The organism is Serratia sp. HNCC26DJ244, from assembly GCF_057180565.1.
Map to the genome: position 1 here is coordinate 15,743 of NZ_JBXUGO010000017.1, position 15,062 is coordinate 30,804.

A 15,062-nucleotide genomic window follows, 5' to 3' on the forward strand; every position below is an offset into this window, starting at 1 on the left:
GTAATGACGATGTTGACGCTCAGTGATACCCAATGGTTAAACCGTGAAGAGCAGTTCTCTGCTTTTGCTACCGGGCCATTGCTGGATTTTTGGCAGCAACGGGTGGAAGGTGAATTTATTGGTGTCGCCGGGGTTCCTATCCGCTTTGTTCGGCTGAGTTCACCGGCACATCAGCGAGTGGTGGTGATTAGCCCTGGCCGTATCGAGAGTTATCTCAAATATGCGGAAGTGGCTTATGACCTGTATCACCAAGGTTATGACGTCATGATCCTGGATCACCGTGGTCAGGGGCGTTCCGGGCGTATACTCACCGATAGACACCGTGGTCATGTGGTCAATTTTGCTGATTATGTCGATGACTTTGCTCAGTTTTATCATCAACAAGTCGAACCTTATGGTTATCAGCGCTATTTTGCCTTGGCTCACTCCATGGGGGCGGCGATCCTGGCACAGTTTCTGGCCCGTGAACCCCAGGCATTTGCTGCAGCGGCGCTCTGTGCGCCGATGTTTGGTATTGCTTTGCCCATGCCAAGGTGGCTGGCTACCCCGATTCTGAACTGGGCAGAGAATCACCCTTCGATGCGTGATTATTATGCGGTAGGCACCGGGCGCTGGCGGCCACTCCCTTATGTGGTGAACGCACTGACCCATAGCCGTGAGCGTTATCGCCGTAACCTGCACTATTATGCCGATTACCCGGAAATCCAGATTGGGGGCCCTACTTATCATTGGGTGAGGGAAAGTATTCAGGCTGGGCAGCAAATTATTGCCGAAGCCGCTAAAATAACCACACCGCTCCTATTATTGCAAGCCAGTGAGGAACGGGTGGTAGACAACCGTTCTCATCGGGCTTTTTGTCAGGCGTTATCCGATGCGGGGCACCCTTGCGAAGGGGGCAAACCGTGGATTATCCATGGCGCTCGTCATGAGATCCTGTTTGAACAGGACGCGATGCGTGCCGAAGCACTGGGCGCAATCCTGCGTTTCTTTGCTCATTATTAGGTAGTACTGTTGCTACCGCCAATACACTAGAGGTTAAAACATATTGCTATGTATCACGTCGTCGCTTCTGATTTAGATGGCACGCTGCTATCCCCAGACCATACCTTGACCCCTTACGCCAAAGAGACTCTGCAGCTATTGACACAGCGCGGTGTACATTTTGTTTTTGCCACGGGTCGTCATCATATCGACGTTTCGCAAATCCGCGATAGCCTGGGCATCAGTGCATTTATGATTACTTCCAACGGTGCGCGAGTGCACAACACCGAAGGGGAATTGATCTTCAGCCATAACCTGGACGAAGATATTGCTCACGATCTCTATAACATTGTCCATAACAACCCAGACATTCTGACCAACGTTTTCCGTAATGACGACTGGTTTGTGAATCGTGAAAGCCCGGAACAGGAAGAGTTTTTCCAAGAATCCGTCTTTAGGTATCAAGTGTTTGAGCCAGGTTTATTGGAAACTGACGGTGTGTGCAAGGTGTACTTTACTTGTGCTGATCACGGCCCATTGATGTTACTGGAAGATGCCATTAACGCACGTTGGGGTGATCGGGTTAACGTCAGTTTCTCACTGTCTAACTGCCTGGAGGTGATGGCTGGTGGCGTGTCGAAAGGTCATGCGCTGGAGGCTGTTGCCAAGATTGTTGGTTATTCCCTTAAGGAGTGTATCGCCTTTGGCGATGGAATGAATGACCTGGAAATGTTGTTGATGGCGGGTAAAGGTTGCATCATGCAAAATGCTCACCAACGGCTGAAAGAGACCTTGCCCGACCGTGACGTGATTGGCTCTAATGCCGATGACGCGGTACCGCATTATCTGCGCAAGATGTTCCTGGGTTAACGTCACTGCGCGTGGGACGGGTCTTAATTCAAGTTGCAGGGCAAAAACACCGGCTGTTTCTGTCCTGCAAATAAAATACCCCTAAAAAAATATGGGTATTTACTTTTTTTTATACGATTTCAGCGATTCAGCGCACATTTCATAAACAATTTTTTTATATGTAGCGCCGATTTATCATCAATTTAATTGCAATTAAAAGCACTAACTTGCAGTAATCTCACATTAATCCTCTATACGGTTGTCTGTTGCAAAAATTTCGTTGCTGCAGGCGAAATCGTTTGTCTGTCAAATCCCCCGTTGATCCCCCTACTATATTGAAAATTACCTATCAAAATTGTCGGCCTCAAGGCCAGAAATCTCAACGATGTAGGAGATGTGTCATGACTCAGCAAGTTTTTCATGCAGAACCCTTCGATCTACCCTTTGACCCTACCAGCACCGCACTGGTGATGATTGATATGCAAAGAGATTTTGTTGAACCTGGTGGCTTTGGTGAAGCACTGGGTAACGATGTTTCTTTCGTTCGCAGCGCCATTGAACCTTGTAAACGTGTCCTCGATGCCGCTCGCAGCCAGGGCTTGTTGGTGATCCATACGCGTGAAGGTCATCGTGCCGATCTGAGCGACTGCCCACCAGCCAAATTGACCCGTGGCGGTCAAACCTTTATTGGTACCCATGGCCCGATGGGGCGCATTCTGGTACGCGGTGAAGCGGGCCATGACATTATTCCTGAACTCTACCCACAGGCAGGCGAGCCAGTGATTGATAAGCCAGGCAAAGGCGCGTTCTACCAGACCGACCTGCATTTGATCCTGCAAAATCATGGCATCAAGACATTGATTGTCTGCGGTGTGACCACCGAAGTGTGCGTGAATACCACCGTACGTGAAGCCAATGACCGTGGCTACGAATGTATTATTCCTCAAGATTGTGTCGGTTCTTATTTCCCAGAGTTCCAGAAATACGCATTGGAAATGATCAAAGCCCAGGGCGCAATTTTTGGCTGGGTCAGTGATGCCAACGCTATTGTGGCTGGCTTGCAAAAATAAGCCTATAGATACCCATTATCACTCAAGTGGCCGACTTGTCCGCGGTAACTTGAGTGAGCCGGGGTATCGTGGATAGTACCGCCGGATTCGGGTGAGAAACCCATGACAGTCGCGGTGTTTCCGGCATTTCTTAATGGATTAGCCGGCATGTGACAGGCTTTGACAGCATGGCAACGCTCACTCTGAGCCCGGCAAGATACTCGTAATAGGGCAAGCTGCATCTGCGTTGGCGACAGCCGTTCGCACCAGGTTCATGGTTTATTCCTGTGACTGGCAGCCTGCGGCCTTGCTCCCCCTCCTGCAACTCAGGTTATTGCGAGTATCAACTCTTTTCTTTGTTATTCAAGTGGTAGAGAGATTCAAATGGTAGAGCGGTTCAAGTGGCAGGGAGATTGCCGATAGCTTGAATCAACTCGGATCCCAATTTTCTGGTTTTAATAGGCTGAAAATCATTGTTTTCAGTCAAGAACCCTTCCGCCCGAACACCAGTGACGGGCAAACCTCGAACAGGTAAATGCGATGAGTGTAATGCATAAAGTTTTTGCCAATCTTTATCAGGACTCGGTTTCGCTGATGCAGATTTCTGCACAGATCAGCAAACTCCCTGGTATTGAACAGGCCTCCGTCGTCATGGGGACGGAAACCAACCTTAGCCAACTACGTGACGCCGGTTTGGATGATGGCTGCAAGGCCGGGCCAAACGATCTGATTATTGCGGTGCGTGGTGAAGAAGACGCTTGCCGTGAGGCGCTGGAAATTGCCCACCAACGGCTTAATAGCAAGCCAAAGGAAAGCAACTCGGACGGCTTGCGTGCACCGACCTTGGTGAGTCTCGAAATGGCAGCGGAACAACAGCCGGACATTAATCTGGCGCTGATTTCCGTGCCTGGGGATTATGCGGCGGCTGAAGCTATCAAGGCGCTGCATCTGAATATGAACGTGATGTTGTTCAGTGACAACGTTAGCCTGGAGCAGGAAAAACAGATCAAACTGTTGGCTCAGCGTAAAAACCGCCTGGTGATGGGCCCGGATTGTGGCACTGCCATTATCAATGGGTTACCACTGGGTTTTGCTAACGTGGTGAAAGGTGGCTCGATTGGCATTGTTGGGGCATCAGGCACTGGCTTGCAGGAAGTGAGTTGCCGTATTGATCAGCTTGGTGCGGGGATTTCCCAGGCACTAGGTACCGGTGGGCACGATTTGCATGAAGAGATCGGCGGGATTTCCATGTTGCACGGCTTGCAAGCGCTGGCTGCGGATCCGGCAACTCAGGTGATTGTCCTGATCTCCAAACCACCCGCTCGTCCAGTAGCAGAGCGCATTCTTGAGCGTGCCCAAGCTTGTGGCAAGCCAGTAGTAGTGAACTTCCTGGGTGCTGCAGCGGAAGATATCACCCGTCCAGGGGTGACTGCCGCCGCCACATTGGCTGATGCAGCTGGCATTGCCGTGGCACTGGCTAATGGCACCGCAGTACCTGATTCAGTCACCCATATTCCACAGCAGGATATTGAGGTTTTAGAGTCAGTCATTGGAGACTTAGCCGCTTCCCGTTGGGCTATCCGTGGCGTCTTCGCCGGTGGAACCTTCTGTTATGAAGGTCAGTTGCTATGCCAACAGCAAGGCTTTATTGCCGCATCCAATACGCCTGTTAAAGGCAACACTCGTTTAGCAGATATCTGGCGTAGTGAAGGGCATACCTTGATCGATATGGGTGACGATGATTTCACCCGTGGCAGACCACACCCGATGATCGACCCTACCCTGCGTAACCAGCGTATCGAGCAGGAACTGAATGATCCAGAAACTGCCGTGGTGCTGTTTGATCTGGTCTTGGGTTATGGCGCCGCTGCTGATCCTGCTACTGAACTGCTGGCTTTACTGGCTAAACATCACAGCAGCAATGGCCCGTTACTGATTGCCCATGTCTGTGGAACAGAAGCCGATCCACAACAGCGTTCACGTCAAGTTGCTGCCCTGCGTGAGGCAGGTGTACTGGTTGCTGGTTGCAATGCCCAGGCGGCGTTGTGGGCTAGCCTGGTGGCTCGTATTCAGGCTGAGAAAAACGGAGAAACAGCATGAACCCATTATTTCAACAGCCATTGAAAGTGGTTAACGCCGGGCTGGCCGGTTTTGCCGATAACTTAAAACAAGCCCAAGGTGATGTGGTTGCGTTGCAATGGCAGCCACCTGCAATGGGTAATATTCAGGCCGGTCTGGACCTGGCGGCATTGGTCCGTCATCCGCTGGTTGAACAAGCTAACCAGATCGCTTTTGAGCGTTACCTGAGCGCTCAACCGGTACTGATTGACGTGATGAGTGCGGCGGAGGCTATCCCGGCGATGGCTGAGCGTAAGCTGATCCTGCATTCTGGGCCACCGATTGCCTGGCCAGATATGTGCGGCCCGGTGAAAGGCGCGATCATTGGTGCGATCCTGTTTGAGGGATGGGCTAACGATCATCAGGCGGCTGAACGTTTGGTGCTAGACGGTAAAGTGGCTCTGGAGCCTTGCCATCATCACCAGGCTGTGGGCCCGATGGCGGGTATCATCAGCCCATCCATGCCAGTCTGGGTGATTGAGAATAAAACCAATGGCCAGCGCGCGTTTAGCAACTTCAATGAAGGGTTGGGTAAAGTCCTGCGCTTTGGTGCCAACAATGATGAAGTGTTGCAGCGTTTGCAGTGGATGAAGCAAGAACTGGCTCCAGCGTTAAAAGCGGCCGTTCGTCAGATTGGTGAGTTGGAATTGAAACCACTGATGGCGCAAGCCCTGCATATGGGGGATGAGGTTCATAACCGTAACTCCGCAGCCACAGGTTTGCTGATTAAGCGTCTGGTACCGGCATTACTGGCTTGCAACCTGCCGGTAGAAACGTTACAGCGCGTGGTGGCATTTATTACCGGTAATGACCACTTCTTCCTCAATCTATCCATGGCGGCTTGTAAAGCCATGATGGATGCGGCCACAGGCGTGCCTTACAGCTCAATGGTCACCGTGATGGCACGTAATGGTGTCAACTTTGGTATCCGTTTATCCGGTACCGGTGACCGCTGGTTCCAGGCACCGGCCAACGCCGTGGAAGGGCTGTTCTTCCCAGGTTATGGCGTTGATGACGCTGCGGCTGATTTGGGGGATAGCGCGATTACTGAAACGGCTGGGGTCGGCGGCTTTGCCATGGCGTCTTCACCGGCCATCGTGAAATTTGTTGGTGGTACGCCAGCCGATGCCACCAATAACAGCCGTCGTATGCAGTTTATCACCATTGGGGCTAACCCAGCCTTTACGTTGCCAGCCTTGAATTTTGCGCCGACAGCGGCGGGTATTGATGCGCGTAAAGTGGCCGATCGTCAGATTCTGCCAGTAATTAACACCGGAATCGCCCATAAAGAAGCCGGGGTTGGGCAGATTGGCGCTGGGATTACTACTGCACCAATGTCGTGTTTTGTTGAAGCCATTGAAGCATTGGCGAAAACGTTGCCAGCAGGAGAATCAGTATGAGCAGACCTTTAGCGGTGGTTGCTGTTGGTGGTAACGCACTGATCCAGGACGACCAACATAACAGCATCCCAGACCAGTATCAGGCCGTGATGGAAACGGTGGGGCATGTTGTCGAGATGATCGAGGCCGGTTGGGATCTGGTATTGACTCATGGCAATGGACCACAGGTAGGCTTTATTCTGCGCCGCTCAGAACTGGCGGCGGAAGAAGTTGCACCGGTTCCACTGGATTATGCCGTGGGTGATACCCAGGGTGCCATTGGTTACATGTTCCAGAAAGCGCTGCATAACGAATTGCTACGTCGCGGTATCCAACGGCCGGTAGTGGCTTTGGTCACGCAAACTCTGGTGAGCGCCGATGATGCGGCCTTCCAGAACCCGAGCAAGCCAGTAGGCGCCTTCTTTGATCACCAGACTGCATTGGAGCGCCAGCAGAAGTTGGGCTGGACGGTGATGGAAGATGCGGGCCGTGGTTGGCGGCGTACCGTAGCGTCACCGATGCCACTGGAGATTATCGAGCGGGAGGTGATTGCTCAACTGTTGGCGCAGGGCTGTATTGTTATCGCCTGTGGCGGCGGCGGTATCCCGGTGGTGCAGGATGAGCACCAACAACTGCGTGGCGTGGAAGCGGTGATCGATAAAGATCTGGCTTCTGCACTGCTGGCTGAACAACTGGGCGCAGACTTGCTGATGATCCCTACTGGGGTTGAACAGGTAGCAATTAATTTCGGTACGCCACAACAGCAGTGGTTGGATGCATTAAGCATTGAACAGGCACAGGATTTGTTGCAGCAAGGGCAGTTTGGTGCCGGTAGTATGCAGCCGAAGGTGGAAGCGATTCTGCGTTTTGTGATGAACAGCAAGCAACAAGGAAAAACCGGCCAGGGCTTGATCACCAGCCCTCAAGCCATTAAAGCCGCACTGAATCACCAGACCGGCACTTGGATTAAGCCCTAACAGGAAAGGAAAGAACGATGAGCCAGACGACTTTGGTTGCCGTAAATGGCACTTTGATGCGTGGTTTGGAATTGAACGGCAATATGATTGCCGCCGGCGGTGTTTTTGTTCGTGAAGATCAAACTGATGCCCATTACCGTTTGTGGAGCATTAATGATCGTCATCCAGGGATGATCCGGGTGATGGAAGGGGGGATTTCTGTTCCGCTAGAGCTGTGGGAACTGCCGATGGCTTCATTTGCCACCCTATTACTGAGCGAACCTGAAGGGTTGTCGATTGGTAAAGTGAAATTGCAGGATGGCAGTGTGGTGCTCGGGGTATTAGCCGAACCTTGGCTGCTGGAAGGGCAAAAAGAAATTACCGAACATGGTGGCTGGCGTCAGTATACCGGTGAAACCTTTACTGGCTAAGTCTTAGCCTTATATACCTGGTTTCAAGTGGCATTTCACCCCAGTGGCTGGCTTCAGCTGGTTGCTGGGGAGCCATGCGGTTTGGCGTTCATCGGGTATATTCACGAGGAGTAATATATGCGTAAAACAGAGGAAAACCTCAACACCGCATCGGGATTTCATATTGCGATGATCCTGTTGGGTATTGCGGTCACTCCGGTACTGCTTTCTTCTTCCAGCCTGGGTAATCAGTTATCCCGCACGGAGTTGATCAGTGTGGTGGCATTGGGCGGCCTGATCCTGGCGATACTCTCTGCTATCACCATTTGTGTGGGTGAAAAGGCGCGTCTGCCAACCTACGGCATTGTGAAATACTCTTTTGGTGAGCGTGGTGCGGTGGCTATCAATATTCTGATGGCCATCAGTTTGTTTGGTTGGATTGCCGTCACCGCCAATATGTTCGGCCATTCGGTGCATGATTTGTTGGCACAGTATGGCATGGTCTTGCCAGTGCCCCTGTTGGTGGTGGTCGGGTGCTGTATTTTTGTCGCTTCTACCGCCTTTGGTTTTGCTGTCTTGGGCAAAGTGGCGCAAATTGCTGTACCGATTATTGCTCTGGTGCTGTGCTATATCCTGTATGTTGCTACCCACGGGCAGGTTGAACTGGGTGAGCGTTTAGCCAGCATGGATACTGGTGTGGCGGTCTCTACCGTGGTGGGGACGATTATTGTGCTGGTGGCAACCCTACCGGATTTTGGCAGCTTTGTGCATAACCGCAAGCATGCCTTGATTGGGGCAATTATCACCTTTCTGGTGGCCTATCCACTACTGTATTGGGTGGGTGCGACACCTAGCGCCTTGAGTGGTAAAGGGTCGCTACTGACAGCGATGGCGGCATTTGGTGCGGTATTGCCTGCGGCGCTGTTGCTGATCTTTGCCTGTATTACCGGTAACGCGGGGAATATGTTCCAAGGTACGCTGGTGGTATCAACCTTGTTCACCCGTTTCCCTAAATGGCAGATCACTCTGGTGTTAGGGGTGCTGGCGGCGATTGTGGGTAGCATGGATATCATGGCCTGGTTTATTCCATTCCTGTTATTCTTGGGCATTGCCACCCCGCCTGTGGCCGGTATCTATATCGCCGACTTTTTCCTCTATCGTCGTAATGGCTATCAGGAAACAGTGCTGACGACAGAACCACAGATTAAACTGCTGACATTTGTCGCCTGGGCTGCTGGTTCTGCTGTAGGTTTTATGACCGTCAATAACATGTTTACCTTGACGACCATCCCTTCAGTGGATTCAATTCTGGTGGCTTGTTTGGGGTATATCCTGTTAAGTCGACTGAGCCAGAAAAAGTAATCTAAAGACCCAAGTTGCCGCAAGGCGACAATGGTCGAGTCCCATGGAAGGGACTCATCACCTAGTCAACATCTCTGCAATTAGACGATCGGTGGGAGATAGGGTTGGCACTGGTGAGTCAGTCTACGCTTTGCCTAACAAATCCCCATCAAATAAGAATTTTTCGTGTTTATTGTCGGAGACAGGTAGCATGCAGGTGGAAAAATTTAAACCAAAATTGTGGAGTGTTGGTGATTTAAATGCATTTTTTGGTCTGTTTACCAATATATTAGTCAATACCTTGGTGTTAACCGGGTTATGCCTCTATGTCGTTAAAATACCCGAGGTTAATGTTTACAGCCGTATTTTACCTGCGTTAGGGATTGCTCTACTGATAGGTAACCTTTTTTATACCTATATTGCCTACCAGAAAGCCAAAGTTGAAAAGAGAAATACCGTAACCGCGCTGCCTTATGGGCCTAGCGTACCGCAAATGTTTATTGTGGTTTTTATGGTGATGTTGCCGACCTACATTAGCACCGGTAATCCCATATTAAGCTGGATCCTGGGGATGGTATGGGCACTGTTGGTGGGGTGTATTGTGCTACTGGGTGCTTTTATTGGCCCGACAATTCGTAAATATACCCCAAGAGCCGCCATGTTAGGTGCGTTGGCGGGGGTTTCCATTACGTTTATCGCCATGCGTCCGGGTTTTTTGATGTATGAAACCCCTTGGATTGGATTAATCTGTTTTATGATTATTCTGATCTCCTGGATGGGGCGTGTCCGTCTGCCTTTCGGCATCCCCGGTGGTCTGGCGGTGATTATTATTGGTTCCGCTTTGGCGTGGGGAGCGACCTTTTTTGGTTTCAGTAATATGATGGATCTGTCCAAGGTGGGTGGGTCATTTAACCACTTTGGTGTCTATTTCCCCATACTCACTGCTGATGTGCTGTCACTTCCCATGGCGCAAGTCTGGCCACTGCTGGTTACCGCTGTCCCCTTGGGCATTTATAACTTTACTGAGGTAATTAATAACGTTGAGTCTGCCTCTGCAGCAGGGGACAATTATAATCTACGTGCGGTATTAATTGCCGATGGTATGGGCGCCATTGCAGGTGCATTTTTAGGTTCCCCGTTCCCGCCGGCGGTTTATGTCGGCCATCCTGGTTGGAAAGCAGTCGGGGGATGCGTAGGCTATTCGTTAGCTACTGGTATTGGTATCTCGCTGGTCTGCTTCCTCGGTTTGACGGCGGTTTTTTTATCCATTATTCCTCTTGTGGCGATTATTCCCATTTTATTGTTTATCGGCTTGATTATCGGTGCCCAGGCTTTCCAAGAGACACCGAAACGCCATGCTCCAGCAATTATTTTAGCGTTTATTCCGAATATTGCTGAGTGGGCGAATAGCCAGATGAACAGTGTAATTAATGCCACTGGTGTGGACAAAACGCTGCAGTTTACTGAACAGTTACGCGGCAGTGGTGTTTTGCTTAATGGTATGGCGACCTTGGGCAGTGGTGCGGTGTTGGCGGGGTTGATGTTGGCTGCTATAGCAGTGTTTGTTATTGACCGTCGCTTTAACTGGGCGGCAGTTTTTGCTTTTATCGCCTCAATGCTGTCGTTTTTCGGCTTTATTCACGGGCACAAACTGGCGTTTAATGCCACCCCGGCAGTGAGCCTGGCTTACTTTATTGTTGGGCTGATGTTCTGTCTGTTAACTTGGCAGCAGATCAGAAAGGGTGAAAAAATATCCTGGGAGCCCGTCAGTAACCAAGAAGAGTCCATCAGCGGCTAGGTGAGCGTGGTATAATCCAGCATAATGAGCAGACTGCCCAACCTTGGGTTGGCAGTCTCTCCTCTCCAGGCCACTTCAGGGAGTCATTATGTTTATTTCCGATGAGACATTGCGGGTTATACATCTGGTTGCGAAATACCAGAGCATCACAACCGCTGCCGAACATCTGAATAAAGTCCCTTCTGCGATTAGCTACACGGTTAAAAAACTAGAGGAGAGCTTTGGTGTTGAACTCCTGCTGCGTAAAGGCCGCTATATCGAACTCACTCCGGCGGGGGAGTACTTTGTCGAACACAGTAAGACCATTCTTAATGACCTGGATGCTTTACGCCGCAATACCGCACTGATCCACAGTGGTGTGGAACAAGAACTGACGATTGCGGTGAACAACATTATTCCTCGTTCCGCTATCGTCGAGTTTGTCTGTGATTTTGAGCGCGTATTTCCGTCTACCCGTCTGACTATCGATACCGAAGTCTATAACGGCTGTTGGGATGCCTTATATGGTAAAAGGGCTAACCTGGTGATTGGTGCCCCTCATGCGGTACCGAGCACCGAAGGGATCGTCAGTGAATCTATTGGTCACCTGGAGTGGGATTTTGTCGTTGGGCCACAGCATCCGTTAGCCATACAGGTTCAACCGCTGCAGAATACCGAGTTGCGCCAGTATCCCGCCGTTTGTATTCGCGATACCGCAGTCAATTTTGTGCCGCAGCAGGCTTGGCTGCTAGAAGGGCAAAAGCCGATGTTCGTCCCCGACTTTGCGACGGGCATTGAGTTGATTCAGCGCAACGTGGCGATTGGTTATGTGCCGCACCATCTGGTTCTGCCACTGTTGAATGCGGGTTTATTGGTTAAAAAGCCGATGCAGGAACATAAACATGCTACGCAGATCTTCTTTGCGGCCCGTTCCGATGGGATGGGTAAAGTAAGCCGCTGGTGCATGGACTATCTATTGGCACCTTCGTTTCGTGCCAAGTTACATGGTTAAACTCCCCTTCAGCCAGCACTAGCACCAAGATATAGCCTGCACTTATTATGTCGGTGTTGAGATAGCCTCACTGGGCAGACCGAGGTTATTCCTGGATCTTGCAGACTAGGTCATAAGAAGTGAGTTTTCCATCAGGCGTCGCTTGAATCAGCTCTATATCCTGCTCCAGACTGCAAAATAAAGCGGCGCTGCTGCGTACCGGTGATGAGTAAGTAATATCAAAAAACACCGGCCCCAAATGTTCATTTAACCTATTTTTTGCCTCTTTTTTTATCCACTGCTCAAGTTCCATGGCTATTTTTTGCAGGTCGTCATCTTCTTTTAGTAGGTGAATATCAATATTGTTCGCTTCTTCAATGCTTGCCAGTCGCACTTGATATTCTTGCTGTAAGGCGTGGGGGACCAGTAGTGAGATTTTCCCCGCAGTGGCGTAAGTGTGCAAGAAAGCGGTTAATTGCTCTGGCGTCGGGGTACCCGCAACATGGGGAGCATGCAAGAGTGGTTTTTTGTGCGTTATTTGGTAAAGGCGTGGTTTTTTAACATGATGTAATGTCATCACTGAGGCAAATAACAGCAACAGCGTGGTAAACACCAACGGAATAGCCCAGAGGGAAAAGCTGACCAGATCGGTAAATGGATGTGAATAACGTTCAACCTCTTCCGGATGCAACAGGCGTAAAAACGTTTTAAAAATCAACTCCTCGTTCAACGAGTCGGTAACCCAACCCGTTAACACGACGGCGGAGAAGGCATAGCATGATGTTTTGAGATGATGCAATAATACTGAACGCTCCACGAACCATCCTCTTGTTAATCATCATTGATGAGTACATGTTCAACCTGTGTATTGGGTTGGCTTAATGATGGGTCGTTGCAGGGAATAAGTCCACATTTTGGCAATATATCACCCAAATGCCGAATGTTATTGCTGCCCGTGGGGATAAATGTATGTTCAATCATATCATTACGGCATCATCAATTTTATTGAAAGACTATGGCAATTATTTAACATGTTTAAGAATGGTTAACTGGGATATCCTTGTTTCGTGCAGTAATTGTTTTGATAAATAATATATTTACTATAAAGGAGCTCCCATGAATAAGGTTAAATTTTTTGTTCTTTTTACCGCTGCCTCTCTCGTTTCTTTCAGTAGCCTGGCTCAAAATGTCACTGCAAGAGCCTCTACTATTGACAGTGCTGAGGCGCAGATAGCTGCTCAGGCAAAAAAAGCCAATGCAGATTATAAGATTATCGCTTCGCACGATAAAAACGGTGTTTATATGATGGCCAAACTGGTTAACTGATTTATATCCGCCATTCTCGCCATACCCTAAATAATTTTAGTCGCAGGAAGAATATATATTCGACTTGAAATTAAAAGGGTATGGATTATATCTATAGAAATAATAAGGTTATATTTTATGAGTTATAAGATAAAATCAAAGTCAGGTATTGCTATCGCACTGCTTATGAGTTTCTCAGTATTCTCAGCCGAAAATAAACCTGATGATTTCTCTGCGACATCTGATGCTAAAGCACCAGAGCGTATCAACAAGACATTGAAAGAATTTAAAACGGAACGAGAAAACGTAGAAAAAAATCTCAGGAATTTTGATGACTTGGATTTTAATGTCTATAGTCACCAAAAATGGGATGAGATGAATAGAAGTCACGCGGAAGATATTATTGTGCACTATCCCGATGGTACGGTGACTTATGGCTTAAAAGACCATCTTGAGCGTTCAAAGAAAATCTTTGCGTTTGCACCGGATACTGAAAACCCTATCCATCATGTACGCATTGGTCAGGGTAATTATACTGCAGTCACTGGTGTATGGCGCGGTACGTTCACCAAGCCGATGGTTTTATCGGATGGTACGGTGATTCAGCCAACCGGCAAACGCTTTGAAATAGAAATGGCCACTATCGGTCGTTGGAATGATAAAGGAACAATGGATGAAGAGTGGTTATTTTACGATGACTACACCTTTATGAAGCAGTTAGGTTTGCTCAAATAACTAATGATAATGGGGACTAACCAGTCCCCTGACTTATTGGGTACAAGAAGAACAAGAGTTAATTAATCATGCATAGCAACAAATCACCTTTCAAAATAGGCATCTCATCGATAGGGGCCCATCTGACTGATCCGATAACCGGTAAAAAATCCACTGAGCAGGAACGGGTTAGGAATTTAATCGAAATGGCCATACAGGCTGAAGCGGTCGGTCTTGATATTTACGCTCTTGGTGAAAGTCATGAGAAGGGTTTTGTTAGTGCGGCACATACCGTGATATTGGGCGCAGCCGCACAGGCGACGAAAAACATCACCCTGATGAGTTCAGTCAGCGTGATCAGTACCCTCGATCCGGTACGCGTGTTTGAAGATTTTGCCACGCTCGATCTGATTTCAAATGGACGATCGGAGATCGTAGTGGGAAGGGGCTCACGCATAGGCGGTTTTGGCTTACTGGGATATTCCCCCGCCGATTATGAGGCTCTGTTTGATGAAAAACTCGAATTGCTGATAGCAATTAATCAAGCAAGTGAACAGCAACAGCCCATCAACTGGCAGGGGAAATTTCGGCCACCGTTGGTGAATGCGCAGATCTACCCGCAGCCAATGAATGGGAAATTGAAAATATGGCACGCGGTGGGTGGCCATAGTGACAGCGCGGTGAGTGCAGCAAATAAGGGATTGCCGATGATGATAACGACGTTGGCAGGGAGTGCTCACAACTTTAAAATGGCGATCGATGCTTATCGGCAAGCAGCAGTGGTAGCCGGCCATCCGATGCAGGTGATGCCCATCACCACCACGAGTTGGTTCCATACTGCGCAGAGTGATGAACAGGCGGTTGAGGAGTTCTACCCTTATTTCAACGGAATGATGAAAGAATTACGTGCTGATTCGACATCTATTGATTTTCTGCGCCATTCGCTGGCCATTGATAATGCCATGATGATTGGTTCGGCCGACACTATTCTCGCCAAGATGAAATATCAGTATCAGCTCTACCGGCAGCAACAGTTCTTGGCTCACGTTGATACGGGAGCGCTGCCGTTCGCTCTGGTAAAAAATAATATCGACGTGCTAGCTACTGTCATTGCTCCCCAATTTCGAGCATTTATAGCCCGTGAATCGGCATAAGCTGAAGTGACGTTATGGGGAGTATTTTCTGGAAGCCC

General features: G+C 49.4%; 14 protein-coding genes. 13 read left to right on the forward strand and 1 reads right to left on the reverse strand.

Annotated elements, in window-relative coordinates; genetic code table 11:
• Positions 1-3: 3 nt before the first annotated feature.
• The 10 genes from pldB (at position 4) to AC2A06_RS13675 (ending at position 11,872) form a co-directional block, all read left to right on the forward strand.
• Positions 4-1,002, forward strand: a complete 999-nt coding sequence (pldB, locus tag AC2A06_RS13630; RefSeq protein ID WP_484380645.1) for a lysophospholipase L2 — start codon at positions 4-6, stop codon at positions 1,000-1,002.
• A 48-nt stretch (positions 1,003-1,050) separates the two neighbouring features.
• Positions 1,051-1,851 carry a sugar/pyridoxal phosphate phosphatase YigL gene (yigL, locus tag AC2A06_RS13635; RefSeq protein WP_023492000.1) on the forward strand — a complete coding sequence of 267 codons (801 nt, stop codon included), beginning with the start codon at positions 1,051-1,053 and terminating at the stop codon, positions 1,849-1,851.
• A 380-nt stretch (positions 1,852-2,231) separates the two neighbouring features.
• On the forward strand, positions 2,232-2,900 hold the full coding sequence (locus AC2A06_RS13640; RefSeq protein WP_484380646.1) for a cysteine hydrolase family protein: 669 nt from the start codon (positions 2,232-2,234) through the stop codon (positions 2,898-2,900).
• A gap of 519 nt (positions 2,901-3,419) precedes the next feature.
• Positions 3,420-4,979: an acyl-CoA synthetase FdrA gene (gene fdrA / locus AC2A06_RS13645; protein WP_484380647.1), complete on the forward strand. Its 1,560-nt coding sequence runs from the start codon at positions 3,420-3,422 to the stop codon at positions 4,977-4,979.
• Entirely contained in the window at positions 4,976-6,397 is a 1,422-nt protein-coding gene (locus AC2A06_RS13650; protein ID WP_484380648.1) for a YlbE family protein, read from the forward strand. The genes fdrA and AC2A06_RS13650 overlap by 4 nt, the downstream gene beginning before the upstream one ends.
• Positions 6,394-7,353, forward strand: coding sequence for a carbamate kinase (gene arcC, locus AC2A06_RS13655; RefSeq protein ID WP_473196272.1), 960 nt, complete (start codon positions 6,394-6,396; stop codon positions 7,351-7,353). Before AC2A06_RS13650 ends, arcC begins: the two co-directional genes overlap by 4 nt.
• Positions 7,354-7,370: 17 nt before the next feature.
• A complete protein-coding gene (locus tag AC2A06_RS13660; RefSeq protein ID WP_116728792.1) occupies positions 7,371-7,763 on the forward strand; it encodes an allophanate hydrolase-related protein in 393 nt (130 codons plus the stop codon).
• A 117-nt stretch (positions 7,764-7,880) separates the two neighbouring features.
• Complete coding sequence (locus tag AC2A06_RS13665; RefSeq protein ID WP_484380649.1) at positions 7,881-9,104, forward strand: cytosine permease; 1,224 nt, start codon at positions 7,881-7,883, stop codon at positions 9,102-9,104.
• A 190-nt stretch (positions 9,105-9,294) separates the two neighbouring features.
• The gene (locus tag AC2A06_RS13670; RefSeq protein WP_484380650.1) at positions 9,295-10,881 is read left to right on the forward strand and encodes a regulator; all 1,587 of its coding nucleotides are present in this window, start codon (positions 9,295-9,297) and stop codon (positions 10,879-10,881) included.
• A gap of 88 nt (positions 10,882-10,969) precedes the next feature.
• Positions 10,970-11,872 carry a LysR substrate-binding domain-containing protein gene (locus tag AC2A06_RS13675; protein WP_023489856.1) on the forward strand — a complete coding sequence of 301 codons (903 nt, stop codon included), beginning with the start codon at positions 10,970-10,972 and terminating at the stop codon, positions 11,870-11,872.
• 85 nt (positions 11,873-11,957) lie between these two features.
• On the opposite strand, the gene AC2A06_RS13680 is transcribed toward AC2A06_RS13675, so the two are convergent.
• Positions 11,958-12,668 carry a hypothetical protein gene (locus tag AC2A06_RS13680; RefSeq protein WP_484380651.1) on the reverse strand — a complete coding sequence of 237 codons (711 nt, stop codon included), beginning with the start codon at positions 12,666-12,668 and terminating at the stop codon, positions 11,958-11,960.
• Positions 12,669-12,967: 299 nt separating this feature from the next.
• Between AC2A06_RS13680 and AC2A06_RS13685 the strand changes: the two genes are divergently transcribed.
• From AC2A06_RS13685 to AC2A06_RS13695, 3 genes are all read left to right on the forward strand, one after another.
• On the forward strand, positions 12,968-13,177 hold the full coding sequence (locus AC2A06_RS13685; RefSeq protein WP_037385054.1) for a DUF1471 domain-containing protein: 210 nt from the start codon (positions 12,968-12,970) through the stop codon (positions 13,175-13,177).
• Between the two features lie 117 nt (positions 13,178-13,294).
• Complete coding sequence (locus AC2A06_RS13690; protein ID WP_473196268.1) at positions 13,295-13,891, forward strand: ester cyclase; 597 nt, start codon at positions 13,295-13,297, stop codon at positions 13,889-13,891.
• A 68-nt stretch (positions 13,892-13,959) separates the two neighbouring features.
• Complete coding sequence (locus AC2A06_RS13695; RefSeq protein WP_484380652.1) at positions 13,960-15,024, forward strand: LLM class flavin-dependent oxidoreductase; 1,065 nt, start codon at positions 13,960-13,962, stop codon at positions 15,022-15,024.
• Positions 15,025-15,062 lie beyond the last annotated feature (38 nt).

Coding starts and splice junctions, on each gene's coding strand:
- pldB (WP_484380645.1), top strand. CDS start 4: ATGACGATGTTGACGCTCAGTGATACCCAATGGTTAAACCGTGAAGAG.
- yigL (WP_023492000.1), top strand. CDS start 1,051: ATGTATCACGTCGTCGCTTCTGATTTAGATGGCACGCTGCTATCCCCA.
- AC2A06_RS13640 (WP_484380646.1), top strand. CDS start 2,232: ATGACTCAGCAAGTTTTTCATGCAGAACCCTTCGATCTACCCTTTGAC.
- fdrA (WP_484380647.1), top strand. CDS start 3,420: ATGAGTGTAATGCATAAAGTTTTTGCCAATCTTTATCAGGACTCGGTT.
- AC2A06_RS13650 (WP_484380648.1), top strand. CDS start 4,976: ATGAACCCATTATTTCAACAGCCATTGAAAGTGGTTAACGCCGGGCTG.
- arcC (WP_473196272.1), top strand. CDS start 6,394: ATGAGCAGACCTTTAGCGGTGGTTGCTGTTGGTGGTAACGCACTGATC.
- AC2A06_RS13660 (WP_116728792.1), top strand. CDS start 7,371: ATGAGCCAGACGACTTTGGTTGCCGTAAATGGCACTTTGATGCGTGGT.
- AC2A06_RS13665 (WP_484380649.1), top strand. CDS start 7,881: ATGCGTAAAACAGAGGAAAACCTCAACACCGCATCGGGATTTCATATT.
- AC2A06_RS13670 (WP_484380650.1), top strand. CDS start 9,295: ATGCAGGTGGAAAAATTTAAACCAAAATTGTGGAGTGTTGGTGATTTA.
- AC2A06_RS13675 (WP_023489856.1), top strand. CDS start 10,970: ATGTTTATTTCCGATGAGACATTGCGGGTTATACATCTGGTTGCGAAA.
- AC2A06_RS13685 (WP_037385054.1), top strand. CDS start 12,968: ATGAATAAGGTTAAATTTTTTGTTCTTTTTACCGCTGCCTCTCTCGTT.
- AC2A06_RS13690 (WP_473196268.1), top strand. CDS start 13,295: ATGAGTTATAAGATAAAATCAAAGTCAGGTATTGCTATCGCACTGCTT.
- AC2A06_RS13695 (WP_484380652.1), top strand. CDS start 13,960: ATGCATAGCAACAAATCACCTTTCAAAATAGGCATCTCATCGATAGGG.